26 protein-coding genes and 1 tRNA gene are annotated in these 25,960 nt (G+C 43.7%); 16 read left to right on the plus strand and 11 right to left on the minus strand.

The window, feature by feature from the left end:
- Positions 1-66 precede the first annotated feature (66 nt).
- Together htpG and recA are read right to left on the minus strand one after the other, a co-directional pair.
- Entirely contained in the window at positions 67-1,956 is a 1,890-nt protein-coding gene (gene htpG, locus H9628_RS01405; RefSeq protein ID WP_251832327.1) for a molecular chaperone HtpG, read from the minus strand.
- 125 nt (positions 1,957-2,081) lie between these two features.
- Complete coding sequence (gene recA / locus H9628_RS01410; RefSeq protein WP_251832328.1) at positions 2,082-3,083, minus strand: recombinase RecA; 1,002 nt, start codon at positions 3,081-3,083, stop codon at positions 2,082-2,084.
- A 147-nt stretch (positions 3,084-3,230) separates the two neighbouring features.
- Here recA and H9628_RS01415 point away from each other — a divergent pair.
- A tRNA-Gln gene (locus H9628_RS01415) sits at positions 3,231-3,301 on the plus strand.
- Between the two features lie 144 nt (positions 3,302-3,445).
- Positions 3,446-4,648: an oxygenase MpaB family protein gene (locus tag H9628_RS01420; protein ID WP_251832329.1), complete on the plus strand. Its 1,203-nt coding sequence runs from the start codon at positions 3,446-3,448 to the stop codon at positions 4,646-4,648.
- 21 nt (positions 4,649-4,669) lie between these two features.
- Here H9628_RS01420 and H9628_RS01425 read toward each other — a convergent pair whose 3' ends face one another.
- The 3 genes from H9628_RS01425 to H9628_RS01435 form a co-directional block, all read right to left on the minus strand.
- On the minus strand, positions 4,670-5,311 hold the full coding sequence (locus H9628_RS01425; protein WP_251832330.1) for an SOS response-associated peptidase: 642 nt from the start codon (positions 5,309-5,311) through the stop codon (positions 4,670-4,672).
- 80 nt (positions 5,312-5,391) lie between these two features.
- Complete coding sequence (locus H9628_RS01430) at positions 5,392-6,270, minus strand: SDR family oxidoreductase (protein ID WP_251832331.1); 879 nt, start codon at positions 6,268-6,270, stop codon at positions 5,392-5,394.
- 373 nt (positions 6,271-6,643) lie between these two features.
- Complete coding sequence (locus H9628_RS01435) at positions 6,644-7,060, minus strand: DUF6261 family protein (RefSeq protein WP_251832332.1); 417 nt, start codon at positions 7,058-7,060, stop codon at positions 6,644-6,646.
- On the opposite strand from H9628_RS01435, the gene H9628_RS01440 reads away from it, so the two are divergent.
- Positions 7,059-7,400, plus strand: coding sequence for a hypothetical protein (locus H9628_RS01440; protein ID WP_251832333.1), 342 nt, complete (start codon positions 7,059-7,061; stop codon positions 7,398-7,400). The genes H9628_RS01435 and H9628_RS01440 overlap by 2 nt on opposite strands.
- 423 nt (positions 7,401-7,823) lie before the next feature.
- Here H9628_RS01440 and H9628_RS01445 read toward each other — a convergent pair whose 3' ends face one another.
- Entirely contained in the window at positions 7,824-8,219 is a 396-nt protein-coding gene (locus H9628_RS01445; protein WP_251832334.1) for a hypothetical protein, read from the minus strand.
- On the opposite strand from H9628_RS01445, the gene H9628_RS01450 reads away from it, so the two are divergent.
- From H9628_RS01450 to H9628_RS01460, 3 genes are all read left to right on the plus strand, one after another.
- Complete coding sequence (locus tag H9628_RS01450; protein WP_251832335.1) at positions 8,218-9,501, plus strand: hypothetical protein; 1,284 nt, start codon at positions 8,218-8,220, stop codon at positions 9,499-9,501. The genes H9628_RS01445 and H9628_RS01450 overlap by 2 nt on opposite strands.
- Positions 9,482-9,691, plus strand: a complete 210-nt coding sequence (locus H9628_RS01455) for a hypothetical protein (RefSeq protein ID WP_251832336.1) — start codon at positions 9,482-9,484, stop codon at positions 9,689-9,691. The genes H9628_RS01450 and H9628_RS01455 overlap by 20 nt, the downstream gene beginning before the upstream one ends.
- Positions 9,692-10,055: 364 nt before the next feature.
- Positions 10,056-10,391, plus strand: coding sequence for a hypothetical protein (locus H9628_RS01460; RefSeq protein WP_251832337.1), 336 nt, complete (start codon positions 10,056-10,058; stop codon positions 10,389-10,391).
- Between the two features lie 173 nt (positions 10,392-10,564).
- On the opposite strand, the gene H9628_RS01465 is transcribed toward H9628_RS01460, so the two are convergent.
- The 3 genes from H9628_RS01465 to H9628_RS01475 all read right to left on the minus strand — a co-directional run bounded on the left by H9628_RS01465 (position 10,565) and on the right by H9628_RS01475 (position 15,254).
- Positions 10,565-13,489 carry a M16 family metallopeptidase gene (locus H9628_RS01465; RefSeq protein WP_262891776.1) on the minus strand — a complete coding sequence of 975 codons (2,925 nt, stop codon included), beginning with the start codon at positions 13,487-13,489 and terminating at the stop codon, positions 10,565-10,567.
- Between the two features lie 103 nt (positions 13,490-13,592).
- A complete protein-coding gene (locus H9628_RS01470; protein ID WP_251832338.1) occupies positions 13,593-14,924 on the minus strand; it encodes a dihydroorotase in 1,332 nt (443 codons plus the stop codon).
- A gap of 186 nt (positions 14,925-15,110) precedes the next feature.
- Complete coding sequence (locus tag H9628_RS01475) at positions 15,111-15,254, minus strand: hypothetical protein (protein ID WP_251832339.1); 144 nt, start codon at positions 15,252-15,254, stop codon at positions 15,111-15,113.
- A 57-nt stretch (positions 15,255-15,311) separates the two neighbouring features.
- Here H9628_RS01475 and H9628_RS01480 point away from each other — a divergent pair, with 57 nt between their 5' ends.
- The 9 genes from H9628_RS01480 to ribA all read left to right on the plus strand — a co-directional run bounded on the left by H9628_RS01480 (position 15,312) and on the right by ribA (position 22,683).
- On the plus strand, positions 15,312-16,769 hold the full coding sequence (locus tag H9628_RS01480; RefSeq protein ID WP_251832340.1) for a lipopolysaccharide biosynthesis protein: 1,458 nt from the start codon (positions 15,312-15,314) through the stop codon (positions 16,767-16,769).
- A 1-nt stretch (position 16,770) separates the two neighbouring features.
- Positions 16,771-17,208 carry a dUTP diphosphatase gene (gene dut, locus H9628_RS01485; RefSeq protein ID WP_251832341.1) on the plus strand — a complete coding sequence of 146 codons (438 nt, stop codon included), beginning with the start codon at positions 16,771-16,773 and terminating at the stop codon, positions 17,206-17,208.
- A gap of 44 nt (positions 17,209-17,252) precedes the next feature.
- Positions 17,253-18,272, plus strand: a complete 1,020-nt coding sequence (locus H9628_RS01490; protein ID WP_251832342.1) for a sugar phosphate nucleotidyltransferase — start codon at positions 17,253-17,255, stop codon at positions 18,270-18,272.
- 101 nt (positions 18,273-18,373) lie between these two features.
- Positions 18,374-19,162 (plus strand): DUF4292 domain-containing protein, encoded by a 789-nt coding sequence (locus H9628_RS01495; RefSeq protein WP_251832343.1) that lies wholly within the window; start codon positions 18,374-18,376, stop codon positions 19,160-19,162.
- On the plus strand, positions 19,159-20,742 hold the full coding sequence (locus H9628_RS01500; RefSeq protein ID WP_251832344.1) for a peptidoglycan DD-metalloendopeptidase family protein: 1,584 nt from the start codon (positions 19,159-19,161) through the stop codon (positions 20,740-20,742). The genes H9628_RS01495 and H9628_RS01500 overlap by 4 nt, the downstream gene beginning before the upstream one ends.
- Positions 20,743-20,778: 36 nt before the next feature.
- Positions 20,779-20,982 carry a Sec-independent protein translocase subunit TatA/TatB gene (locus tag H9628_RS01505; RefSeq protein ID WP_251832345.1) on the plus strand — a complete coding sequence of 68 codons (204 nt, stop codon included), beginning with the start codon at positions 20,779-20,781 and terminating at the stop codon, positions 20,980-20,982.
- 10 nt (positions 20,983-20,992) lie between these two features.
- On the plus strand, positions 20,993-21,613 hold the full coding sequence (locus H9628_RS01510; protein WP_251832346.1) for a DUF4254 domain-containing protein: 621 nt from the start codon (positions 20,993-20,995) through the stop codon (positions 21,611-21,613).
- Positions 21,600-22,052 carry a hypothetical protein gene (locus H9628_RS01515; protein WP_251832347.1) on the plus strand — a complete coding sequence of 151 codons (453 nt, stop codon included), beginning with the start codon at positions 21,600-21,602 and terminating at the stop codon, positions 22,050-22,052. Before H9628_RS01510 ends, H9628_RS01515 begins: the two co-directional genes overlap by 14 nt.
- A gap of 16 nt (positions 22,053-22,068) precedes the next feature.
- Complete coding sequence (gene ribA / locus H9628_RS01520; RefSeq protein ID WP_251832348.1) at positions 22,069-22,683, plus strand: GTP cyclohydrolase II; 615 nt, start codon at positions 22,069-22,071, stop codon at positions 22,681-22,683.
- A gap of 37 nt (positions 22,684-22,720) precedes the next feature.
- Here the strand turns inward: ribA and deoD are convergent, their stop codons facing one another.
- Positions 22,721-23,428 (minus strand): purine-nucleoside phosphorylase, encoded by a 708-nt coding sequence (gene deoD / locus H9628_RS01525; RefSeq protein WP_251832349.1) that lies wholly within the window; start codon positions 23,426-23,428, stop codon positions 22,721-22,723.
- Between the two features lie 178 nt (positions 23,429-23,606).
- Entirely contained in the window at positions 23,607-24,101 is a 495-nt protein-coding gene (locus tag H9628_RS01530; protein ID WP_251832350.1) for a hypothetical protein, read from the minus strand.
- Positions 24,102-24,218: 117 nt separating this feature from the next.
- On the opposite strand from H9628_RS01530, the gene H9628_RS01535 reads away from it, so the two are divergent.
- On the plus strand, positions 24,219-25,952 hold the full coding sequence (locus tag H9628_RS01535) for a glycoside hydrolase family 3 protein (protein ID WP_251832351.1): 1,734 nt from the start codon (positions 24,219-24,221) through the stop codon (positions 25,950-25,952).
- Positions 25,953-25,960 lie beyond the last annotated feature (8 nt).

Raw genomic sequence — 25,960 nt, forward strand, 5'->3', positions numbered from 1 at the left:
TTAAAAAACCGGCGGAAAAATTCCACCGGTTTTATTTGAAGCCTTTAGCGTGCGCAAAATAAAATTCTATTTCGCCAGTTCCTGATAACTTCTCTGGATAAAATCAGTCAACTCCTTCCCTTTCAAAAGGTTTTGCGAAAGCTTCGCCAAATCCAGCGCATGCTTAATTTGGGAAATTTTCTCTTCGGCGTTCTCCGTGGTAAGGATTTTTCCGGCCAGCTCACTGTTGGTATTCACCACGAGGTTATACATCTCCGGGAAACCGCCCATCGCGAACATTCCGCCGCCGCCCGTGGCCTGCATATCCTTCATACGGCGCATAAATTCGGGCTGAGTGATGATGAAAGGCGCATCGCTGCTGTCAAGATCTTCAAGCTGAACCGTGAATTTAGCATCTGAAATGCCTTCCTCAACGGTTTTCTTTAAAGTTTCTTTTTCCTCTTCATTCAGTTTTGAGATTACGGGCTCATCTTTTCTGATCAGATTATTGATGTGATCGGCATCCACTCTCGCAAACTGAATTTTTTCTTTCGAACCTTCAAGCTTTTGAATCAGATGCGGCACGATCGGTGAATCCAGAAGCAGTACTTCATACCCTTTGTCTTTCGCGGCCTGCACGTAGCTGTGCTGATCGTGCTCATCGCTGGCGTAAAGGATCACGAGGTTGCCGTCTTTGTCTGTTTGGTTGGCTTTAATTTTTTCCTCCAGCTCACTCCAAAGGAAATACTTGCCGTCAACATTCGGATAAAGCGCAAACTTGTCGGATTTATCGTAGAATTTATCTTCGGAAATCATTCCGTATTCGATCACGATTTTGATGTCATTCCACTTTTTCTCGAAATCTTCACGGTTTTCATTGATCAGCGAAGCCATCTTATCACCAACTTTTTTGGTGATGTAAGAAGAGATTTTCTTCACCGCGCCATCTGCCTGCAGATAAGAACGCGAAACATTCAGCGGAATATCCGGAGAATCGATCACACCTCTTAGAAGCATAAGGAAATCCGGTACAATACCTTTCACCTCATCGGTCACAAATACCTGGTTTTGGTACAGCTGGATTTTATCCTTTTCGATGTTCAGATTATTACCCAATTTCGGGAAGAACAAAATTCCTGTCAGGTTGAACGGATAATCAACATTCAGATGAATATGGAAAAGCGGATCCTCGAACTGCATCGGATACAGTTCGCGGTAGAAATTTTTGTAATCTTCGTCTTTTAATTCAGATGGCGCTTTCGTCCAGGCTGGTGTTGGGTTATTGATGATGTTATCAACTTCCTTGGTTTCAGGTTTTGCATCTTCCGCAGCATCTTCCGGCAATGGCAAAGTTTCCGTTTTTGTTCCGAATTTAATCGGGACGGGCATGAATTTGTTGTATTTCAGCAACAGCTCACGGATTCTGCTTTCTTCCAGAAATTCCGTGGAATCCTCCGCGATGTGCAGAATGATTTCAGTTCCGCGTGTAGCTTTGTCGGTTTCTTCGATTGAATATTCCGGGCTGCCGTCACAGATCCAGCGTACTGCCGGCTCGTCTTTGTAAGATTTGGTGATGATTTCCACCTTTTCAGCCACCATGAACGCAGAATAGAATCCAAGACCGAAATGGCCGATGATTCCTGCGTCTTTCGCGCTGTCTTTGTATTTCTCCAGAAATTCTTCAGCACCGGAAAATGCAACCTGATTGATGTATTTTTCCACTTCTTCACCGGTCATCCCGATTCCCTGATCGATAATGTGAAGCTTCTTGCCTTCTTTGTCGATCTTCACTTCGATCTGAGGCGTTCCGTAATCAACATTAGCTTCACCGATGTTTGTGAGGTGTTTCAGTTTCAAAGTAGCATCTGTAGCATTCGAAATCAGTTCCCGCAGGAAAATTTCGTGGTCGCTGTAGAGAAACTTTTTGATCAGTGGGAAGATATTCTCCACTGAAACATTGATATTTCCTTTAGTCATAATGGTTTAAATTTTATGGCTGGTGTTTTTCAAATTGGGTACCAGCCGGATAAGTTGGACATTTTGGCATTAAGCACAAAAAAAGACAGCCTGAAACTGTCTTTATGTATTTAAAAAAAACCGGATTACTTATTTTTAATAACTTCTCTGATCTTCAGTTCAAGCTCTTCCGCAAGTTCAGGATTGTCTTTCAGCATATCGCGCACGCCGTCACGACCCTGCCCAAGTTTCGTTTCTTCATAGCTGAACCATGAGCCGCTTTTTTTCACCACACCGGTTTCCACAGCCATGTCGAGAATTTCGCCCACTTTTGAAACACCTTCACCGTACATAATGTCGAATTCGGCCATTTTGAACGGAGGTGCAACTTTGTTCTTCACGATTTTCACCTTCACGCGGCTTCCCACAGCTTCATCGCCGGTTTTAATCGGCGCGCTGGCTTTACGGATGTCGATTCTTACCGAAGCATAGAATTTAAGCGCGTTACCACCAGTGGTAGTTTCCGGATTCCCAAACATAACCCCGATTTTTTCACGAAGTTGGTTGATAAATATCACCGTACATTTTGTCTTTGAAATCGTTCCTGTCAGTTTTCTTAAAGCCTGCGACATCAGTCTGGCGTGAAGTCCCATTTTGGAATCACCCATTTCACCTTCGATCTCCGCTTTTGGCGTCAAAGCAGCAACCGAGTCGATTACCACGATGTCGATCGCGCCGGAACGGATCAGGTTATCCGCAATTTCGAGTGCCTGTTCACCATTATCGGGCTGCGAAATGATCAGGTCATCGAGGTTGATCCCAAGTTTCGCGGCGTAATGTCTGTCAAACGCGTGCTCAGCATCTATGAAAGCGGCAATACCGCCGGTCTTCTGCGCTTCCGCGATCGCGTGCAGCGTTAAAGTCGTCTTACCCGAAGATTCCGGTCCGTAAATCTCGATGACGCGGCCGCGCGGATAGCCGCCTACGCCCAAAGCAAAATCGAGACCCAGCGATCCTGAAGGAATCACCTCAATGGTATCATCCACAGAAGCGTCGCCAAGCGTCATCACGGTACCTTTACCGTAGGTTTTATCTAATTTATCAAGCACCAGCGCGAGTGCTTTTTTCTTATCGTCAGTACTGCTCATTTTAAAATAATATTTTATCAAAAATACGAAATTTCAGACAGAAAGAGCCACAAAAAAACGCGGCAAAAAGATTAAATAAATTTTTTGTGGGAAAATTTTTGCATCGAATGAAAATATTTTTTAGATTTGCACCACCAAAATGAAAACAGACCCATGGTGTAACGGTAGCACTCTGGTTTTTGGTACCATCAGTTGGGGTTCGAATCCCTGTGGGTCTACAAAATTTTGATTAAACGCTTCGATTTATCGGAGCGTTTTTTTTAGGTCTTTGCCTAAAGTTTTGGATATCTAGCAGTCAAAAGATTAAAGTCGGTTTGACAATAATCAAAACAAAAAGGCGCAAATTTTGGTGTAGGCTTCGCATGCAGGCAAAGCCAATATTTTACAATTCACCGCACTTCAGGAATTTTTGGGAATCGGGTAACGGCAAAGAATTACTCGAGTGGGCTGAACTGACGCCCGATATCCGCAAGTTTGACCGATTTTCGCACCTCTACTATCTTGTGGATGAACCTGGAGACGCCGCCGTAAAGGAAACTTACCTCTCCATGCCGTATCCGGAGGCTTCGCGTATCATTGAAACAGCCACAAAACAGAAGATCGATAAGGATTCAGATTTGCCTCCCGGCGTGAAAAATCTGTTTCTCCAAATGCAGGAAATCCCCGAATGGTTTAATCAGGAACTTGCGAACACAGGCGCGCGCTTCTGTATGCGCAGCGGCGTGAATTCGCTCATTATCCTGCGCGATTTCTCTTTGATGGGTGGATATGATTATGCCTACCTCAACAAACCGCTTATCTTCACCGGCATCCTGAAAAAAGGCGCCGTGAAAAGATTAAAAGACACTCTCGAGTTCTGGATCCACGTAACGCGTGAAAACGGACTCCAGTTAAATTCCGAAGCCTACCAACTCACGGCGCGGACCAGGCTGATGCACTCGTACGCACGCCTTCAGATCAATAAAAAACGGGACAGCTGGGACGTTGAAAAATGGGGCGAACCGATTAATTTCTGGGATATGATCGCTACCTACACCGGCTTCAGTCTGGTGCTGATGCAGGGTCTGCGCAAACTGGGTATCGTGATCTCGCCTGAGGAGGAAAAGGGTGTATTTCATTTGTGGAAATACATCGGTTATCTGCTGGGTATTCCGCCCGAATACCTTCCCGAAAACCGTCAGGAAGCCGTAGAACAGCTCTATCTGTGGAGCACGGTGCAGGATAAAGGCGATGAAGATTCTGTGCAGCTTGCGCAGGCTTTGCTCGATGAAAACCTGGTGAATACCATCAACCGCTTCATGTTCCAGCGGCGGTTATTGCTCAAACTTCACCAAAGTATGAACTGGCATCTGCTTGACCCCGAAATCAATGAGCGGCTTCAGATTCCAAAGGTTCGCACAGCTGCCATATTTCCGCAGCTGATCATTAAAGCAAACAAAACCGTGCAGCGTTTCTATGACCTGAACGATCCTGCGAAATACCAAAAACTTGTCGAAAAAGGCCACCGCGACCAGATGAAAGTGCTTTCAGATTACATTAAGCATACGCCGGCAAGACATCATTAAATCAGGAAACGATTATAAAACTCAGTCAAAAAGCGTCGGCCGGTAATCCAGATCCACGGCCTGCAAATCACACTCGTGATTGGGATAGGCGAATTCTTCAATTTCGGCACCGCGCAGCCAGTCATTTTCCGTGGCTTTGTAAAGCACCACGGGCATCCGGTGTTTGATGTTGTGAATTTCGGCCATCAGTTCATTTGCCTGCGTTGTCACTACCGAAAATGTGGTCAATTCTTCCTCCGTTTGGGGATTTGTCCAGTGGCTGTAGATGCCAGCGAGCGAAAAAACCTCCTGGTTTTTCAGGGTCAAATAATGCTTGTGCTTTTCGCGGCCTTTGGTATCGAGCCATTTCCATTCATAAAAACCTTTGACGATGACGAGGCAGCGGCTCTCATAGCTTTTGCGGAACGCAGGTTTATCTTTGATGGTTTCAATCTTTGCATTCAAAGTTTGCCGCCGGATCTCTTCATCTTTAGCCCAAACAGGAATAAGACCCCAATTGGCAGCACTCAGCTCCTGCGGTGTTTCGTCCAGAATTACCGGCAGTTTTTCATGGGTAAAACCGCTCATGAAGGCCGTCGGTGTATAATCTGCACCCTCCGTACCGATATTGTAGATGCGCCTGATATCTTTTTTAGTAAGTGAAGAATCAACATAATAACACATAAAAACAGTTTTTAGCGACTTTGAAAAATTTAACTTTAAAAATAAAAAAACCCAGACGAAACATCTGAGTTTAAATTGATTTATTGCGATTTCTTCGCCTTGATCATCGCCTCCAGCATATCCCACATTTCCTGCGGAATCTCTTCTAGCATATTAAATTCACCCGCACCCTGAAGCCATTCACCACCATCGATTGTCACTACTTCGCCGTTCATGTAGGCAGAATAATCGGAGACAAGATAGGCCGCCAGGTTCGCAAGCTCCTGATGTTCGCCTACCCTGCGCAGGGGAACTTTCTTCCTCATATCGAATTTTTCCTGCAAATCGCCGGGCAAAAGTCGGTCCCAGGCACCTTTTGTCGGGAAAGGTCCCGGTGCGATGGCGTTGAAACGGATATTGTACTTAGCCCACTCCACCGCCAGACTTCTGGTCATCGCCAGTACGCCGGCTTTTGCACACGCAGACGGAACGACGTAAGCAGAGCCCGTCCACGAGTAAGTAGTGACGATGTTCAGCACAGTTCCCGGAATTTTATTGTCTATCCAGTATTTACCGACGGAGAGCGTACAATTCTTAGTGCCCTTCAGCACAATATCCAGAATGGAATCAAAGGCCGAATGCGTGAGTCTTTCCGTAGGCGAGATGAAATTGCCGGCAGCATTGTTGAGCAGGATATCAATCCGGCCAAATTCTTTTACCGCCGCTTCTTTCATGGCTTCCACCTCATCCCAGTTCCTTACGTCGCACTGTACACAAAGTACTTTTCCGCCCGTCTGGTCTTCGAGTTCTTTAGCTGTGGCCTGAAGTTTTTCAAGATTTCTGGAGGTAATCACCACTTTCGCACCGAGTTCCAGGAAGTATTTGGTCATGGCTTTTCCGAGACCACTGCCGCCACCGGTTACAATGGCTACTTTATCTTTCAGGGCGCCTTCGCGGAGCATGGGTTCTGTGTATTTCATAGGGTAAGGTTGAGGTTGAGGTTAAGGTTGAGTTTGAGTTTGAGGCTTAAAGTTAATGAAAATTTAAAGCGGTGCTTTTAAGATTGCTATTTGCTAAATAGTTTTGGGGAGTTGGTGGTGCATGCATTCCGGAAGAATCTTCGCAGAGATGCTTTCAGCATGACAAAAATGCGCCTGTAATTTCAAAGGAAACCAGTGGAGCAATCCCAGCTAGCTTCGAGAGCCTCAGCCACCGGATACTTAACCCAACAAAACTTCCAACGCCGTCATTGCGAGCGGAACGCAGTGGAGCGAAGCAATCCCACATTTCCAAACTCACCTTTATACTTCAGCAAGGCTTACTGCTTACAGCTTACAGCTTACTGCCTCCCGCTTATTCCGAAGTATCCGGCGCATTTTCCGGCGGCAGGGTGCGGTGCAGCAGCAAGGTATTATACTGATCGGTGAGTGCGTTGAGCTGATTGATCACCGTGGTGTAGGGCGATGGCGGCGTTTCCACCAGCGTGTGCAGCGCATCGATGCGGTCGCGCAGGGCGTAGTAAGCGACATTCACTTCCTCCCTTTTCGATTTGAGGGTCTCCGGATTGGCGGCGCCGTATTCCTGGGTTCGGGTGAGGTATTCGTCATTGAACTGGGTGTTGGCATCCTGCAGTTCGTCGAGCCAGGGCTGCAGGCTGAAAGCCGTCACCGCCGCGGCCAGTTCGGGTTTGGTGGCGAAATCGTTCAGCATATTGTTCAGCGTGGCGGTTTCCGACTGATAATTCTGGCGCGCGATTCCGTTGCCGTACATGGGCCATATTGGCCAGCAGTTTTTCGGTGTGCTGCTTTTTATCGGCTTCGTAATGGTAGGTGTAGCCCTGCAGGAAGGCCGAGATACCGTTGATGGCATTATCCCGGCGCTCATCCAGCTGCAGGATGACGCGCGTGCGGTCGTTGGCCAGGGCTTTTTTGAAGAGGTCTTCCAGCTCGTCGGTTTTGGTGGTGAAGGCTGTGAGTTTGGCGGCGATCTGCAGGGAGGCCGGATCGTTGAGGTTGATGATGCCTGCAAAATCTTTCATGTACTGCAGGTACTCTGCATTGCGGAGTTTAGGAAAATCAATAGCATTCATGACATTTGTGTTTTTAGTTAAATGAATTATTGAATGAAAAAACTGTTTTCCTGAAGATTTTTTCCCGAAAGTTCAAAGCACGCGTGCGACAACCTTTCGGATGTTCCCGAAAGTCCCAAGCAGAGGTGCAACAACCTTTCGGGTGTTCCCGAAAACCTCAAACACACGTGTAACAACTTTTCGGGAAGTCCCGAAAACTCCAAGCACGCGTGCAACAGGTTTTCGGGAAACTTAGCAGCACCGCCCCATTTTTGTGCTTAAACCAACCTGCATCGTGCTGCGCATCTACGCTTTCGGGCTCTATCAAAATTAAAAAATATATTGCTGAATTGGTAAGGTTTCAAGTGAATATTTTAAGTGTAAATAATGATACTTAGCGTATTCAGGTTATTCCGTAAAAACATTTGGCGGGAAGTGTTTGCGTGGGTGGGTTTTTTGAGTAGATTAGCGAGAGAAAGTATGATGATTTTTATACAAAGCCAACGGGAATTTGTGGGATCTATATAGTTTTGTCATACATATAAACGAGTTACCGCCCATACTACCTTCTGCCGGTCCAAAATCCGTTTTTGTAATTAATTCAGCATTGGAAATCCGGGCTTTTTCCGAGAGCAGGACAACGGGTTCCGGCATTTCGTGATCACTAAGTCGCTCCGGTATTATGTTCCTCGCGCGTACGGGCGGTAACATCGTATATGGCGGATTGCGGAAGTCTGCTTTTGTATCAGAATTTTCGCTAAGTTTAAAGTCCGGATTTTGTACGGAGATCTGGGGCAGCAGCCGCAACCCTCCATATACGCCGGACGTTAGCCGTAATTTATAAAACAGACCGTAAAACATGAAGAAAAACACAATTCTAAGAGAAATTGACAAATACAATTTTGAACAAAAAGACGGAAGAATAATTAAAACTTCAATTTGGAATGGAGTCTATACTTATCCAATGCTTAAAACAAATAATATTGGAAAAAGTAAACTTGCATTCGATGCGCATAACCTACAAAATAATGACGAAATTTTACTTTTAATTCAAAATGGGTTAACCGAAAAAGATTCATTTATTATAACCGAACGTTTCTTTTCATTAGCGGAAAGTAATTGGTTCAGTAAAAATAACCTTTCAAAAATTTTATGGAACGATATTACTTTTATAAGAATTGTGAATCATTCTATTATTGTAAGTTTAAAGAACGGAACTGAAAGTGCTTTCGATGTTGAGAGAATGTTTCCCAAAAACAAAGATAAATCTCAAAATTTAGTTAGTTTGATGCAAAAAATTTTAGAGATTTCACGAGGGCAGCGACAAACACTTATCGGCACAGATAAAACTATAACTAAAAAAAATAAAAATTTTTTATTTGGAGGAATTGGCTTTGGTTTATTATTACTTTTAGCAGGTAGTTTTTGGTTATTTTCACAAGCAGATGAAAAAAGAGACCCTTCCACTTTTGTTAACAGTGAACCACAAAAACCTGCAGTGGTTTTACCAAAATATGATACAATATGGAGTAGTGAAAATAAAAAAGATTTTACAAAATTAGTAACATTCAAACTTATAAATGTTTTCCACGAACCCTACCAAGTGACGATGGAAGCACATAAACTTTTAGGAATGGTAAATATGGGAGGAGATAGAATTATCATTCCAGTTGAAATTCCAGAAAACACAAAATATTGGATTTATCGTTTAACGTTATCCAATGCTAGAGCCGAAAGTGGAGAGGGTAATTTAGTTAATGATGTAAGTTATAGCGTCAAAAAATTATCATTAGCAGGAAAAGCAGTTAAAGAAAATGTAGAAGTTGAATCTTCTTTAACGCGTGAACTATTAAACACTATAACCGCACCAACGAAAGAAGAACCCTTCACTAATGCATATTTTATTGATAGCCAACAGCAGGCAACAAATTTTCAAGATAGTAAAGAATTTAAATATGACATAAATAATTCAATAAAAAATACTCACTCACGAAATGGATTAATCAAATTTAATAAAAATCAATTTGTCTATTTAGGTTTAGAAAATGAGGGTTACACCGATAACATATATGTAGGATTAGAAGTAGTGGCATTAATAGAAAACACAAAATACTATAAACTAGTTGAAAAGAAAATCCTTTGAAGAAATGAGTTATTTGAGAATAGAAAAATTTAAAAACATTGCAGCTCTTCTTTTTTTTGTTGTTTTAATACTTGTCTCTTTTTACTTTGGAAATCCCGAAAAAGAGAAAATTGCAGATTTGACATTTTGGGGACTAATAAAAAGTATAGTTTTAAGCCCATTCAGAGTTTTGTTTAAATGGTTCACATAAAAAAACTACGGCTAACAAGCTATTTCTATTAGCGGGGGTTGAAGTTTACATCATAAAGATTTTCACTATTTTTTCATTTTGTTATATTTACAAAGACCAGTTATCATAATCCCCGCCAACAGAAATACCCAACCGTTATGCGACATTTTATCCAAATCATTTTCTAATGAAAACTTTTAAAAGTTGTTTATTTATTTTTCTTACTTGTTGCACTCTAATTTTTGGTGGAATTTATTTGTATTTCCTGAACCTCAACAAAAGTTGTATTGTAGATCACAATAAAGTTGAACAATCATATTCACAACTTAATTTAAAGCTACAAGAAAGAAATTTATTACTTAAGAAGTTAAACACGAATGACAGCGTGAAAACTCTTATAACAAAATCTGATTCAATCCTCAAACGAACCAAAGACGCAAATCAGTTCCTTTGGACAGAATTTTATCTTAATGAGAAGACTTATAAAAATGACTCATTGAAACAATTTAACAACGAACTGAATCATCTGAAGAATATTTATAATTCAGATTTAAAAAATTTCCATTCGAACTGGACAATTTTCCCAAACAATCTTATTAAAATACGACAGAAATTTCCAAAATACAATTATCTAACTGTAGAGTACGGAGAAAAAAATCAAGAAAACATGAAAAAGAGAAAAGCTGCTGAACATTGGGTTGAAACTGGTGAATGGAAATAAAAAACCCCCGATGCGCAAAGTCTCCTGACTTTGAGCTCTTCACTCGGTGAGATTCTTCCTTCGTCAGAAATCGAAGATTTGGCGAAGCCAATGACAAATATACGTTCATTACCATGACACTAAAAAAACTGCTCCAATCCGGAGCAGTTTCTGTAACTGATATTCTGTAAGGTTTAGTACCCGAAAAGTTCTTCCAGGGTGATTTTCTTCACCTCGCCAATCTTTTTAAGATCGTCCATTTTCATGTTCTTTTCAGAAGCTACCAAAGCATACGTGTAGGGTTTCCCTGAAATGTTGGTCGCATGGAATTTCTGAAGGTCGCTCATCGTGATCCTGTCCACATTGGTGTAGAGGTCTTTGCGAATATCGTCTTTCAGACCGAGCTGCTGCGCGGCCAGATATCTGAAGATGATATCGTCCTGCATAATCCTTTCGGTCTGGATGTCCTTTTTCACTGAATTCTTGGCCAGATCCAGGTTTACCGGAAGCTGAGGCATGGTGGTCAGAAGTTCGTTCATCGCTCCTACCGCATCACCAAACTTATCGGCCTGGCTGCCCACATAACTCATCATATAGTACTGGTCGTCTTTCTTGGAAGGCTGCACATAATACCCGTAAGTACTGTAGGCCAAAGCCTTGCTCTCACGAATGGTCTGGAAAACCACAGAACCCATACCGCCACCGAAATAGTTGTTGAACACCATGACCATTGGGGTTTTTGCCGGATCGTAGGTGTCTGTATTGAGAATCCAACGGGTTTCGGCCTGCACCATATCATAATCGGTGAACAGCACCTGGGTCTTGGTCTGCGGAAGCTGTTTGAAAGTCTTCAGCGGGCCTGCCGAGGCAAAGGTTGCCGGCACTTTGTGCATGGTTCCCAGTTTGGCAGTCAGATTTTTAAGCGGTTCCGGACCGTAATAGATCACAGTCTGCTCGTAGTTGTTCAGATTCTTCATCCGGTCCACCAGTTCCTGCGCGGTAACCGCGTTGATTTCCGCATCGGAAAGTGTGTTGTTGAATTTGTTCTTCGGGCCGTACATCGCATAGCTTGTAAGTCCCTGCAGGATTGCGCCTTTGTTGGCTTTTGCATCTTTCCTGGACTTGGCGATACGTGCTTTCAGCGCTGCAAGAGCGGTTTCGTCCGGCTTAGCGTTCATTACAAGGTCTTCGTAAAGCTTAACAGCTTTGTCAAAATTCTCCTGAAGTCCTTCAATGGTTACCATCGTGTATTCTTCGCCGGTAGAAACATTGAAGCTGGAAGCAATCTTGTAGAACTCCTTTGAAATCTCTTCTGAAGATTTCTTATCCGTTCCCAGGAACTGAAGATACTGGGAAGCCAGCGACTGTTTAGGGTCATTAAGTGTTCCTACTTTGTAACGGTATCTCAGTCTGAAAAGCTGGTTTTCAGTATTCGGCACGTAAAGTACTTCCGCCTTACCAAGTTTTGATTTCTGGATGTCTTTATTAAAATCTAAAAATACCGGTTCTGAAGGTGTAGACGGCATTTCGTTCACCATTTTTACAAACGCCGACTGCTTATCGGGGTTCGTTTCAACAGGCGTGATGGACGGCTTCTCGATTTTCTGAGGGTTCTTGTTCTCCCCTTTTTTCTTAAGGATGGCCACATAATTATTTCCGAAATATTTATTGGCGAAGGCTACAACATCTTCTTTTTTGATTTTGGAGATATCATCTACATATGCAACCTGATCTTTCCAGTCCAGCTCTGCATTGAAGGCGCTTTGCAGCATGGATGCTCTGTCACCGTAACGTTCCAGACTCTGGATTTTCTCTTTCTTGATGTTATTTACAATAGAAGGAATCAGATCAGCATCAAAATTTCCTTTTTTCAGATTTTCGATTTCGCTGAGCACCAAAGTCTGCACTTCTTCCAGCGTCTGTCCCGTAGTTGGAGCTGCGGAAAGATAAAGGATTCCGTGATCCTGCAGCGTGTATGTGAATGCACTTGCACGAAGAAGTTTCTGCTTCTTAACCAGGTTCAGGTCCAGAAGTCCGGCTTTTCCGTTGGTCAGGATAGATCCCACCAAATCTGCAAGCAAAACGTCTTTGTCTTTATTACCCGGTAAACGGTATCCAATAGTAAGGTTTTCGGCATCAGGACCTACAATTTCCTTAATGATAGGAGCCGTCATTGTCTGTTCCGGCTGGAAGGTATATTTCGGAACCGGCTTGTTCTTCATGTAAGAGAAAGCCCGGTCTATTTTCGCAATGGCATCATCAGGATTAAAATCACCTGAAAGGATAACTCCCATGTTATTAGGAACATAGTAATTGTTGAAGTATTTGCGGATCTCCACAAGAGATGGGTTCTTTAAATGCTCAACGGTTCCGATTGTGGTTTGCTTACCGTAGTTGTGGTTTTTGAACAATGTGGCGAACAGAGTTTCGAAAACCTTTCTGCTGTCGGTATCCAAAGTTCTGTTTTTCTCTTCATACACGGCTTCCAATTCTGTATGGAAAATCCTAAGCACAGGATTTCTGAACCTTTCTGCCTGAACAGCAAGGTAACGGTCCAGCGAGCTGGACGGAACATCATCGGTATAAACGGTTTCCTCAAAATTCGTCCATGCGTTGGTGCCCTGGGCTCCCATTGCGGTCATCATTTTGTCGTACTCGTTGGCAATGGCATACTTTGCCGCCACACCTGAAACAGAGTCAATTTTCTTGTAGATGGCTTTACGTTTAACTTCGTCCTTAGACTTGTTGTACTGCTCGTAAAGTGCGTCAATTTTGTCGAGTTCAGCCTTTTCCTTAGCCCAGTCCAGGGAACCGTACTTATCGGTTCCTTTGAAAAGCATATGCTCCAGGTAGTGTGCAAGACCTGTGTTGGTAGCAGGATCTGTCTTACTGCCCGCTTTTGTGGCAATGTATGCCTGGATTCGGGGATCTTTCTTAGTCGGGCTCAGAATTACGGTGAGTCCGTTCTGCAGGGTATAGAATCTGGCCTGTGTAGGATCGTTGGTCACATATTTATACGTGTAACCGCCACTCTTAGCTTCCTTCCACTGGTAATCCTGCGCCTGAGCGGTGAAGAGAATCCCAACAGCAAAAAGCATTAAAAACTTTTTTCTGATCATAATATATTGTTGTTAAAATGGTATTAGACGATTATTTTATGGAATTGTTGCAAGGGGATCCGAATTTTTGATAAAAATTTCCGGCTGAAAAAACTTAAACCGTTTAAACTACAAAAAGCAGCCTTTCGCCAAATTTCTCCGGTTTTACTTCACCGTTCTCATAAGCCAGGTTTCCGTTGACAAAGGTGTGCGTCACTTCTGAGTGCAGTTTCATGCCTTCCAGCGGGCTCCAGCCACACTTATAAAGCATGTTGTCTTTAGCAACTGTCCATTCCGACTGATCATCCACCAAAACCAGATCTGCCTTATAACCTTCGCGTATAAAGCCTCGCTTTTCGATCCTGAAAAGTATTGCCGGGTTGTGGCACATTTTCTCCACAATCTTTTCAATTGAAATCTTGCCGCTGCGGAAATTCTCCAGCATCACCGGCAGTGAATGCTGCACGAGCGGACCTCCGGAAGGTGCCTTTGTGTAAACATTTTCCTTTTCCTCCATTGTATGCGGTGCGTGGTCAGTAGCAATAACGTCGATCCTGTCGTCCAGAAGTGCATCCCACAGACCCTGACGGTCAGCCCTTGTTTTAACCGCAGGATTCCACTTGATCAGGGTTCCTTTGGATTCGTAATCTTTGTTTGTAAATGTAAGGTGATGCACGCAGACTTCAGCAGTAATCTTTTTTTCACTGAGCGGAATATCATTTCTGAAAAGTGAGGTCTCCTTTGCGGTAGACACATGGAAAACATGAAGTCTGGCACCGGTCTTTTCAGCCAGCTCCACCGCTTTTGATGAGGAGATATAACAGGCTGCCTCGCTTCTGATAAGGTGATGAAATTCCATAGGTATATCGTCGCCATACTGCGCGCGGTACATTTCGGTATTCTTCCGGATCGTGGCCTCATCTTCGCAGTGAACAGCAATCAGCATTTTGGTATTGCTGAAGATATTTTCCAGAGTTTCAGGATTGTCAACAAGCATATTTCCGGTAGAGGAACCCAGGAAAAGTTTGATGCCAGCCACATTGCGCGGATTGGTTTTCAGCACTTCCTCCAGATTGTCGTTGGTACCGCCCATCATAAAGGAATAATTGGCAAATGATTTCTGGGCTGCAATCTGATATTTATCCTCCAATAAATCCTGAGTTACCGCATTGGGCACCGTGTTGGGCTGCTCAATAAAACTTGTCACTCCACCTGCAACTGCCGCACGGGACTCACTTTCAATATCTCCTTTATGTGTAAGACCGGGTTCGCGGAAATGGACCTGGTCATCAATCACACCGGGCAGCAGATATTTTCCTTCAGCGTCTATTACCCGGTCTGCATCAGCAACTATATCTTTACCGATCGTATGTATCAGGTCATTTTCGATGAGCAGGTCACTCTCTACGATTTGGTTTTCATTGACGATCCGGGCGTTTTTTATAAGGATTTTCATGGTTGTATTTAAATTTTTCGAAGCGTAAATTTAAGTTATTCGAAACACTTTTTTAGGCTAAATAAGCCTTGAAGGCAGGTTACAATTAAAGCGTCGCTTTTACGGACGGATGGTCAGATTGTCTCCATCGATTCGGTCTCAAACCGAAATCTTCCGGCACATAACCGCAAACTTGACGTTCCGAACCTAAAATTTGGGGTTCTGAGCCCCAATTTTGAGGCTGGAAGCCGCAAAAATGAAGTCTTTGGCCGCATCGATGGGGTCTAAAACCGCAAACATGCGCTCTTCAACCGCAAATTTGAAGTAGCGAAAGCCAAACTTGCCGCTCATCCAAGCTTCATTTCGCAGGTTTTAATTAAAACGATACATTTGCACAAAATTCAGGATTTGTATAAGAAATTGCTGGGACAAACTGCACTTTACGGACTTACGACCGTGGTGATCCGTCTTTTTCCCTTCATCATCAACCCTTATATCACCGATGCTTTCGGGCCGGAAGCCTATGCGCCGTTCGCTGATTTCTATTCGGTGGCAGGTGTGATCGCGGTTTTGCTGACGCACGGCATGGAGACCACATTCTTCCGATTCGCACTCGATGAAAAAAATGACCGCAAACTGATCTCAACAGCATTCTTCAGCGTGCTGGTTGCGACCTTGATTTTTCTCGCATTCTCACTAACTTTCAGGACAGAACTTGCCATTGCATTCAAGACGCCGACACAGGTCAATCTGCTCACCATCCTGGTGCTGATCCTGTCCCTCGACGCGTTTTCCGCAATGCCTTTTGTGATGCTCCGAAAGAATGAAAGACCGCTTAAATACGCCTCCGTAAAGATTGCAAACGGAGTCATTAATTTTGTTCTGGTTGTATTTTTCCTTCAAATATTGCCGCGGCTGGATGACGGTATCATGGGTTATAAGTACAATCCTTCTTTCGGCATTGGTTACGTCTTTGTGGCGAATCTGGTGGCAAGTGCAGTTACTTTTTTACTTTTATTTAAAGACATCTTCGTGGCCAAATTCCGCTATTTCTCGTGGGAACTTTGGCGCAGAATGCTGAAATATTCATGGCCGATTACAATTGCCGGGCTGGCCGGCATCATTAATGAAACACTGGACCGCCAGTTTCTGAAATTCCTGTTACCTGACGAAATTGCAAGGCACGAACTCGGCGTTTATGGTGCTGTGGCGAAGCTTGTGACTTTCGTGGTGCTCTTCCGTCAGGCTTATGTACTGGGAATTGAACCATTTTTCTTCAGCCATTCAAAAAATGAAAACGCCGGGAAAACCTACGCAAAACTGATGGATGTTTTCATTGCGGTGAATTGCCTGATCGTGCTTTTCCTGTGTGTAAACCTCGACTGGATATCGAAATTCTACCTTAACAATCCAGAATATTACGAAGGCATCGGCATTTTGCCCATTCTGTTTTTTGCCAGCCTCTTCCTGGGTATTTATCTTAATCTTTCGGTCTGGTATAAACTGGCCGATAAAACGTTGGTTGGCGCCTACATTTCGGTCCTGGGTGCAGCTGTGACGATTGCCGTGAACTTTTATTTCATTCCGAGATACGGTTATTGGGCTTCGGCATGGGCAACTTTAGCTTCGTATTTTATGATGATGCTGGTTTCGTATGTTTGGGGCCAAAGAAAACACCCGATTCCTTATAATGTGTTCAATAACGTAGTCATCATCCTGCTCACAATGATATTTTCGCTGGTGATTTACCAGAATTTCAGGAGCGAAATTTGGCTCGGCAACTTAATATTTATAGTTTTAGCCGCGATTTTAATTATAGTTCAAAAACTAATACCCGAAAGTCTTCTTCAAAAAATTAAAAGATAGAATGAATATAAAAGTTATCAATAAATCCAGACATCCGCTGCCGAAATACCAGACAGAACTTTCAGCCGGCATGGACCTGTATGCCAATATTGACGAAAGCCTCACGCTGAAACCACTCGAAAGAAAACTCATTCCTACAGGCTTATTCCTTGAATTACCCGCAGGTTTCGAGGCGCAGGTAAGACCCAGAAGCGGACTCGCAGTGAAAAACGGAATCACCGTGCTGAATGCACCGGGAACCATCGATGCAGATTACCGCGGGGAAATCGGTGTCATTCTGGTCAATTTATCTTCAGAGAATTTTATCATTAATGATGGCGACAGAATCGCACAGATGGTCATTGCCCGACACGAAACCATTACCTGGCAGGAAACTGCAGAACTTATCGAAACTTCGCGTGGCGAAGGCGGTTTCGGCAGCACTTCAAACAATATATAAAATAAAGAAACCACGCAGCTGCGTGCAAAATAATTAAGACAAATATGAAAATCATCGTTCCAATGGCGGGCCGCGGCTCCAGACTAAGACCTCACACACTCACCGTTCCTAAACCACTGATCCCTATTGCGGGCAAACCCATCGTGCAGCGGCTGGTAGAAGACATCGCGAAAGTTGCAGGTGAAAAAATAGAGGAAATTGCTTTCATTATCGGCGATTTCGGGCCGGAAGTAGAAGCTTCGCTAATCGGAATTGCTGAATCGCTTGGCGCCAAAGGCAGCGTCTACACTCAGGATGAACCGCTAGGAACAGCGCACGCTATAAAATGTGCGGAAGCCTCGATGCAGGGCGATGTGGTGGTAGCATTTGCCGATACTCTTTTCAAAGCTGATTTTGCGCTGGATAAAAATTCAGACGGCGTGATCTGGGTGAAAAAAGTGGAGGATCCATCGGCTTTCGGGGTGGTGAAACTGGATGATTATGGTTTTATCACAGATTTTGTTGAAAAGCCACAGACGTTTGTATCTGATCTCGCGATCATTGGGATTTATTATTTCAACTCCGCCGAAAAGCTGATGGATGAGATCAATTACATCATGAGCAATGACATCAAGCAAGGCGGCGAGTTCCAACTGACGACCGCGCTTGAAAACCTCAGACAGAAAGGCGGAAAATTCTCCCTCGGAAAGGTGGATGACTGGATGGATTGCGGGAACAAGAACGCCACGGTAGAGACGAACGGCAAAGTGTTGCAATATGAAAAAGATAACGTGGCGAATTATCCCGCGTCGGCCAAAATAGAGAACTGCCTTATCATTCCGCCGTGTTTCATCGGCGAAAATGTGGAGATTTCAAATTCTAAAATCGGCCCGTGCGTATCCATTGGCAACAACACGAAGATCATCAATTCAAACATCGATCATTCACTCATTCAGGAAAATACGCTGATTGACCACGGCAATCTAAGCAACTCGATGATCGGGAATTCTGCGCAGTACTTCGGGGTGGCCCGTGAGATTTCACTTGGCGATTATTCGGTGCTCGACTTCCTTTCTAAAAGCTAAATTCAGCCTGAAAATGTCTTTTGGCGTAAAGTGTGCGGTAAAACATTAGGCAGCGTTTGCCGTTATTAAAAATTCAACACTACCAAAAAAAGATACTGATTATGAAAAATTATATCATCCTTCTACTCCTTTCGTTTGCAATAGTCTCTTGCAAAACTGCCACTGCGAAGCCCGAAAAGCCAATTGCCGTACCTGTTGCGAACGCAGCGTTTTTCCGGGAAATCTCGAAGAAACCTGATTTCGATCAGGTGAAAATCAGCTCGCGGGTTGATGTAGAAACAGGTGCATTCATCCCAACACTTGATGCGACAATCTACATTGAAGATGGCCAAAAAGTTTGGATGAATATGATCGCCGTGTTCCTGAATGTGGGCCGCGGAATCGCAACACCAAACGGAATCCAGGGTTATGAGAAATGGAATAAAACATACATTGAGTCCGATTTTTCTTATCTGAACAAGATGCTGAATGTAGATTTCATCGACTTTGCGGCGCTGCAAAACCTTTTGCTCGGACGTACTTTCATTCCTGTTCAGGAGAAAGATTTCAGTTTCAGTCAGTCCGTGCAGGGATACAGGCTCAATTCTACAAAGAACATTCGCTTCGGGAGCAATGGCAACCAAGCTGATTACGCGGTAGCTTTGCAGTATTCTCCGACTTTTGATCTGATGAATGTGGTTTTGACGGATGTAAAATCTTCGGACAGGCTTGAGGTTTCTTACAGCAACTGGGTAAATTTCGAAAATATGCGTTTGCCTAAAAACGTTAAAATAAATATAAAGGGCCAGAAAACGAGCCAGATTGCGCTTGAAAACACGAAATTTGAAGGCTCGAAAATGGCGACACCGTACTCGGTGCCGGCTAACTATACGAAAACTGAGATCAAATGATAAGGAAAATAAGCTTTTTTATAGGGATTTTTTTGTTCGGAATTTTATTTTCTCAAAAAAAGGAACAATTACAAAAGCAGAATGCAGAACTGAAAAAACAAATTGCGGCGATCAACTCAAACCTGGCCAAAACCCAGCAGCAGTCGAAACTTTCGGTAGCTTATCTCAATGACGTTCAGAAAAAAATCCAGTTACGCGAAAAAGTTTATTCAAACACTCAAAAAGAAAAGAGGCTGATCGAAGACGACATCTACCTGCGTCAGCTTGAGATCAACCGCCAAAACCGTGAACTCGCCGTTTTAAGAAAAAACTATGCGGAAGTTTTGGTGAAAGCTTATAAAAACAAAGGCGTTCAGAACAAAGTCACCTTTATTCTTTCCGCTAAAAACCTGGGCGAAGCGCTGCGCCGCATCCAGTACCTGAAAGATTATTCTGATTATCAGGATAAAAAAGCTGCTGAAATCTCCGAAGCCGCCCGGAAACTCCTGGCCAATATTGAGGCCAAACAACGGTCTGTGAAAGACAAAGAAACCATTTTGACAAACCAGCAAAAGGAGTTGCAAACCATCGCAGTAGAGAAAAAGCAAAAGGAAAAACTGCTTGAAGACTTTAAGAAAAACGAAGCGCAACTCACCGCCGAACTTCGCCAAAAGCAAACCGAATCTAAAAAACTTGAAGGTCAGATCCGTTCCATAATCGCGGAAGAAATCCGTATTGCGAAAGCTAAAGAAGAAGAGCGCAAAAAAGCGGAAGCCGAGAAAATACGTCAGGCCAAGATTGCTGCAGACCGCGAAAAAGCCCGCATCGACGCTGAAAACAAAGCACGAATGGAAGCGTTGGCACTCGAGAAAAAACGAGCTGACGAAGAAGCAAAACGCCTCAAAGACATCGCTGTTAAAAAAGCTGCCGAAGAGGAAGAACGGTCTAAGATCGCCGCCGCTGCGGATCTGAAAAAAGCGGATGATGCCAAGAAAGCGGCAGATGCTGAACGCGCCGAAGCAAGACGAGCCGCAGCTGCACGGGATGCCGCGATAGCCGCTGCCAATGCTAGAGCCGCTGCAGACAAGGCCGCAGACGCCCGGGCTGCAGAAGCCTCACTTGCAAAAAAGAATGAGGAACAGAAAAAAGCCGCTGAAACGCGTGCGATGACCAACTATGGAGTGAGCAGCGCCGTAGGAAACAATTTCGCGGCGAACCGCGGGAAGATGGGGATGCCGGCGTACGGCACCATCACGCACCGTTTTGGGCGCCAGCCGCATCCGGTGTTCAAAAATATTATTGAAGAAAACAACGGGATCAAAATAGCCGTAGCAAAAGGGACCGTAGCCAAATGTGTAGCGCCGGGAACCGTCTCGCGTGTGGTAGTTTCAGGTGACGGCTCTAAGATGGTATTCGTAAAACACGGCGATTATTTCACGATCTACGCAAACCTTTCAAACGCCATGGTTTCGGCCAACCAACAGGTTTCAGCCGGTACCTCAATTGGCGCTGTGGGTGCGGATTTCGATGGAACTTACACCCTCGATTTCCAGATCTGGAACGGTACCAATCCGGTGGATCCGCTCGGTTGGGTGAATTAAAAAATAACTAACTTTGTAAAAAATTTATATAAAGTAATGGAAGCACTTACCATATTAGCCCTTTCCTGGCAGCATTTGCTTATCGTAGCCATCGTATTGCTCGTATTGTTTGGTGGCAGAAAAATCCCTGAGATGATGCGTGGTCTTGGATCCGGCATCAAAGAATTCAAAGATGCAGTGAAGGAGGACGAAAAAAAATCTCCCGAAGAACCAAAAAGCAATTCCACACCTTCGATTTAAGCAACACACTATGGGTTTTTCGGACCGTGCATGGACTATTTTCAACCAATCAATCGCAGATTACCATCTTACAGATGACGTAGATTGCGCTGCATCAAATCCATTTGAAAACGGTAGCCTTGAATGGCTTCTGTATGCAAAAAACTGGATTGATACCGTGCAGTGGCATCTGGAGGATATCATTCGGGACGAAAACATCGAACCCACTCAGGCACTCGCATTAAAAAGAAGAATTGATTCCTCTAATCAGCAGAGAACTGATTTGGTGGAATATATAGACAGCTGGTTTTACAGGAAATACCAAAACGTAAATGCAGCTGATGAGGCCAAGATCAACACGGAGACCCCAGCCTGGGCGGTTGACCGACTCTCCATTTTAGCACTGAAAGTCTTTCACATGTCGCTGGAAGCAAACAGGGATACGGCAAGTGAAGAGCACCGGAACAAATGCTCAGACAAACTTTCGGTACTGCTTGAACAGAAAAAAGACCTTACCGAAGCAATCGACCGGTTGCTGTTTGATATCGAAAACGGCCAGGTGAAGATGAGAGTTTATAAGCAAATGAAGATGTATAATGACGAAAGTCTGAATCCGGTTCTATATCAAAGAATAAAAAATGGCGAAGCCTAAATGTTACTACTTTTTACTATTCTTTATTATATCGTGCTCGGCTGAAAAAATTAATCTTTCACCCACGGGCGATACGCTATTGGGAAACAATAGTGCCTATGTGCCGTTGGAAGGTCAGAAAAACCTTGTGCTCTATTCTTCTGAAATCACCAACCTGATCAGCTCATTCCCAAAGTTCAGAAATGACGCGGTAAATCTTGAGGTGAAAAACCTAAAATCGCATCTGCGCGATTATGTGGATGCGATGAAGAACTTCAACCAGTTTGAAACCGCAAAATCTTATGCCCGTTTCGAACGTTCCTACAAAAAACTCCAGAAGCTCCGCAAGTTCCTGAACAAGGACGAAGATGAAGTGCTGAACCGCTATCTGGTTCGTATTAAAATCAACATGAACCACCTTCAGACCAATCTGCCAAAGGATTCACTATCTTTGCCTTAAATAATTTAATTTTCCGATGCTCACAATTCAGGCGGAAGCCAATGTACCTACCGAGTATGGTAATTTTCGCATGATCGCATTCTCTGAGTCTGCCACAGACTGGATGCCGCACATGGCGATTGTAGCTGAAAATACAGATTTTTCCACAGCTGTCAATATCCGTTTTCATTCTGAATGTATCACGGGTGAGGTATTTCATTCCAAAAAATGCGAATGCGGCCAGCAACTTGATGCGGCCATGAAATACATTCACGACAACGGCGGCATTATCATTTATCTGCGGCAGGAAGGCCGGAATATCGGCATTATCAATAAGCTGAAAGCCTATTCACTGCAGGAAAAAGGATTTGATACCGTGCAGGCCAATCTTGAACTTGGTCTGCCGGCTGATGACCGGAACTTTTCAGCTGCAATTGAAATTCTTAATCTGCTGAAAGTTACAGAAATCAATCTGCTTACAAACAATCCGGAAAAAGTGAAGATTGTGGAAAGCAGTAATATCAAATTAAACAAACGAATTCCGCTTCAGATCAATTCCACACTTGAAAGCAAGGATTATCTAAAGGTAAAAAAAGACTATTTCGGCCATTTTCTCGAAGATGATGACGATATAAAAAACGTAACGCTTTGAAATATTTCAAAGCGTTATTTTTTTATTTAAATGAATCTTAAAGACTTATCGCAGTTTCGAGTGCAAGCTCGATCATCGGTGTAAGTGCTTTTTCGCGCATGTCCGCCGAGATGAATTCCCCTGTTGGGATGATATCTGACACCGTTAGCAGCGTTGCAGCATTTTTTCCTAAATATTGGGCGTTCGCGAAAAGTGCAAATGCCTCCATTTCCACAGCCGTACAGTTATGCTTCACGGCAATCTCAGGTGTTCCTGGATTTTTGCGGTAGAAGATATCGCTCGTGTGGATGTTTGTCGTTTTCAGGTCAAGTGAAAGATTTCTCGCTGTGTCATTGATCACCGAGAAAACGTTACCCTGATGTGACAGAATTTCCTCTTCAATTCCCCAGGCGAATTTCGCGTAAGTTGATTCACTGGCTGCATTTTCTACGTTCAGAACATCAAAAACTTTTAGCTCCGGCGTATAGGCACCGCAAGTACCGATGCGGATGATCGTATCTACATCGTATTCTGTGTAAAGTTCATAGGAATAGATCCCGATGCTTGGCGCACCCATTCCGCTTGCACCAACGGACACTTCACGGCCTTTGTACAGACCTGTATAATAAAAAATATTGCGCGTTTGGCTTACCAGGCGCACGTCCTCCATGAAATTTTCAACAATATATTTTGCGCGCAGCGGGTCGCCGGGCTGCAGCACTGTTTTTGCGATTTCGCCTTTTTGGGCAGCAATATGAACACTCATAATTTTAAAGATATTTTGAACTTTAAAAATACAAAAAACTTTAGGAAGCGGGTTTGCTGCGGCTATGATTTAAATTATATGGGCACTTCCAAACTTTTTCCGTAATGCAGATTGCGGAACCGTCCAAACATAAAAAAACCCGCCAAAAATAGCGGGATTTTATAAGGATTTGTTTTTTTTATGGTCGGTCAGCAATCTGGAAGTGACGCAAAACCGCATTATAATCCGAGAAGTCTACATTCGCATTTTTGCCTTGAGAAGCCGGTACCAGGACGATTCGGAATCGCTGATTATTTAAATACGTGTTGGCTTCGGCACCCGTAAGTGTGGCCTGATCGAAATTTGCTTCCGTATAGATTTCAACATTTTGAGCATCAAACAGGAAATTGTAATCCAACTCACGACCGCTGCCAATAAACTCAGTCTTGGGAATCAGTTGCCATGCGGTGGTTCCGCCATTTCCGGAATTCCTATTTCGGTATACCAAAACCACATCGGTTGCCGCTATATTTATTCCCTGTTCTAAAGTGTAATTATTCGCCGCATTGAATGATCCTGTAACGTCGGTCATCACTGCATACGTATCATTATCTATGTCATCGTTCCTGTCATCGCAGCTGAAAGCAACAAATGCGAATACAGCCAGCAGCATTATTGTAAAAAACTTTTTCATGTCGGTAAATATTTTTTTGATTATTTATGCGTGGTTCAACTCAATTTGTATGCCACAAAACGCAGAGTTTTAAACTATAAATATCGTAATTTTGTTCGTTATCTATATTAAATCTTAATGAATAATTTCCGCGCTACACTCAGCTTGCTGACCGTTTACATATTTAGCCTGACCATTAATGCACAGTTTCAGCCCAAAAATATAAACAGTGGCGAACTGAGAAAAGCGAACCAGTGGGTTGAAAACACGTACAGTTCACTGAGCCAGAAAGAGAAACTTGGCCAGTTGTTCATCATAGCGCTGTATACCAACAAGGGCGAAGATTACATCCAGAATGTGCGTGATATAGTAGAAAATGAACAGATTGGCGGTTTGATCCTGATGCAGGATGATGCGGCACGTGAAATAACGCTGGTGAATGAATTCCAGCAAAAATCGAAAGTACCGCTGATGATTGGGATGGACGCTGAATGGGGCGTTTTCCAGCGGATTGCCGCAGCGCACAAATTCCCGTGGGCGATGACACTCGGGGCTATTCAGGATAAGAATTTAATAAAACAAATGGCTGCAAAGATCGCCGAAGACTGCCAGCGCATGGGCATCAACTGGAATTTTGCACCCGTGGTAGATGTGAACACAAATCCTAATAACCCGATCATCGGAAACCGCAGTTTTGGTTCCGATGTTTCAAATGTCTTAAAATCTGCCGGCGCTTATTCAGCCGGGTTGCAGGAAAACAATGTTTTGGCGGCGATCAAGCATTTTCCGGGTCACGGTGACACCAATACTGATTCGCACCATGATTTGCCTGTAGTCTCTCATAATCTGAATCGCCTGCAGAACGTAGAACTTGCGCCTTTCAAATCACTGATGGATAAAGGAATTGGCGGTGTGATGGTCGCGCATCTGTACGTACCCGCACTCGAGAAAAAAGAAGGCGTTCCAGCTTCGGTATCGAAAGATATTATCACCGGTTTACTAAAAGAAAAATATAGCTACAAAGGTCTGATCATCACTGATGCACTGAATATGGGCGCGGTAGCCAAGCGTTACAAACCCGGCGAACTGGATGCGTTAGCTTTCAAGGCTGGAAATGACATCATGCTGTTTTCAGAAGGTGTAGAAGAAGGTAAAAAGCTCATCCAGCAAGCCATCGATAAGGGCGAAATATCACAGGAACGTGTTGAGGAAAGCGTAAAAAAAATCCTTTTGACCAAATATTTCTTAGGCTTAAATAAATATGAGCCGCGAAATCCTGAAAACATTAACTACGATCTCAACAACGAATCGCACCGAACGCTGGTTCAGAACTTATACGCAAATGCGCTGACTTTGATTAAAAACACCAAGAATCTGCTTCCGTTAAGTTGCAGTGAAACTTACTATTACGTTCCGCTCGAAGAGGCGCCCTACGATACTTTTCTGGACAATTTACAGCGTGAGACGACAGTAATCTTGAAGAAAGCATCTGAGATTTCCACAATTCCTGCAAATTCTAAAGTGATTGTCGGGTTTCACAAAGACAATTCCACTGCGTACAAACCTTACAATATTTCCGCAGAATCGAAAAACATCTTAGCGAAACTTAGTGCGAACAATGACGTCATTTTGTCTGTCTTCGGTTCGCCGTATGCACTGAAAGATGTAGATATCTCGAAAGTCTCAAGCGTTTTGGTTGCGTATGAAAACAATGAGGGCTCAATGCGCGCCGCAGCAGATGCATTTGTCGGCAAAACTGCGATTTCGGGACGTTTACCGGTTTTGGTTAATGACAAATTAAAAGCCGGCAGTGGCATCGACCTGAGATCCACTCCAAAATCTTCTGCAAAGGTTCACGCAGCCAAAAAGTGATTATTTTA

The organism is Kaistella pullorum, assembly GCF_014837035.1.
Taxonomy (GTDB): Bacteria; Bacteroidota; Bacteroidia; order Flavobacteriales; family Weeksellaceae; genus Kaistella; species Kaistella rhinocerotis.

Bases quoted from the DNA above. Each gene is read 5' to 3' on its own strand.
- htpG (WP_251832327.1), bottom strand. From the start codon at position 1,956: ATGACTAAAGGAAATATCAATGTTTCAGTGGAGAATATCTTCCCACTG.
- recA (WP_251832328.1), bottom strand. From the start codon at position 3,083: ATGAGCAGTACTGACGATAAGAAAAAAGCACTCGCGCTGGTGCTTGAT.
- H9628_RS01420 (WP_251832329.1), top strand. From the start codon at position 3,446: ATGCAGGCAAAGCCAATATTTTACAATTCACCGCACTTCAGGAATTTT.
- H9628_RS01425 (WP_251832330.1), bottom strand. From the start codon at position 5,311: ATGTGTTATTATGTTGATTCTTCACTTACTAAAAAAGATATCAGGCGC.
- H9628_RS01430 (WP_251832331.1), bottom strand. From the start codon at position 6,270: ATGAAATACACAGAACCCATGCTCCGCGAAGGCGCCCTGAAAGATAAA.
- H9628_RS01440 (WP_251832333.1), top strand. From the start codon at position 7,059: ATGGGCCATATTGGCCAGCAGTTTTTCGGTGTGCTGCTTTTTATCGGC.
- H9628_RS01435 (WP_251832332.1), bottom strand. From the start codon at position 7,060: ATGTACGGCAACGGAATCGCGCGCCAGAATTATCAGTCGGAAACCGCC.
- H9628_RS01450 (WP_251832335.1), top strand. From the start codon at position 8,218: ATGAAGAAAAACACAATTCTAAGAGAAATTGACAAATACAATTTTGAA.
- H9628_RS01445 (WP_251832334.1), bottom strand. From the start codon at position 8,219: ATGTTTTACGGTCTGTTTTATAAATTACGGCTAACGTCCGGCGTATAT.
- H9628_RS01465 (WP_262891776.1), bottom strand. From the start codon at position 13,489: ATGATCAGAAAAAAGTTTTTAATGCTTTTTGCTGTTGGGATTCTCTTC.
- H9628_RS01470 (WP_251832338.1), bottom strand. From the start codon at position 14,924: ATGAAAATCCTTATAAAAAACGCCCGGATCGTCAATGAAAACCAAATC.
- H9628_RS01475 (WP_251832339.1), bottom strand. From the start codon at position 15,254: ATGAGCGGCAAGTTTGGCTTTCGCTACTTCAAATTTGCGGTTGAAGAG.
- dut (WP_251832341.1), top strand. From the start codon at position 16,771: ATGAATATAAAAGTTATCAATAAATCCAGACATCCGCTGCCGAAATAC.
- H9628_RS01490 (WP_251832342.1), top strand. From the start codon at position 17,253: ATGAAAATCATCGTTCCAATGGCGGGCCGCGGCTCCAGACTAAGACCT.
- H9628_RS01495 (WP_251832343.1), top strand. From the start codon at position 18,374: ATGAAAAATTATATCATCCTTCTACTCCTTTCGTTTGCAATAGTCTCT.
- H9628_RS01500 (WP_251832344.1), top strand. From the start codon at position 19,159: ATGATAAGGAAAATAAGCTTTTTTATAGGGATTTTTTTGTTCGGAATT.
- H9628_RS01505 (WP_251832345.1), top strand. From the start codon at position 20,779: ATGGAAGCACTTACCATATTAGCCCTTTCCTGGCAGCATTTGCTTATC.
- H9628_RS01510 (WP_251832346.1), top strand. From the start codon at position 20,993: ATGGGTTTTTCGGACCGTGCATGGACTATTTTCAACCAATCAATCGCA.
- H9628_RS01515 (WP_251832347.1), top strand. From the start codon at position 21,600: ATGGCGAAGCCTAAATGTTACTACTTTTTACTATTCTTTATTATATCG.
- ribA (WP_251832348.1), top strand. From the start codon at position 22,069: ATGCTCACAATTCAGGCGGAAGCCAATGTACCTACCGAGTATGGTAAT.
- deoD (WP_251832349.1), bottom strand. From the start codon at position 23,428: ATGAGTGTTCATATTGCTGCCCAAAAAGGCGAAATCGCAAAAACAGTG.
- H9628_RS01530 (WP_251832350.1), bottom strand. From the start codon at position 24,101: ATGAAAAAGTTTTTTACAATAATGCTGCTGGCTGTATTCGCATTTGTT.
- H9628_RS01535 (WP_251832351.1), top strand. From the start codon at position 24,219: ATGAATAATTTCCGCGCTACACTCAGCTTGCTGACCGTTTACATATTT.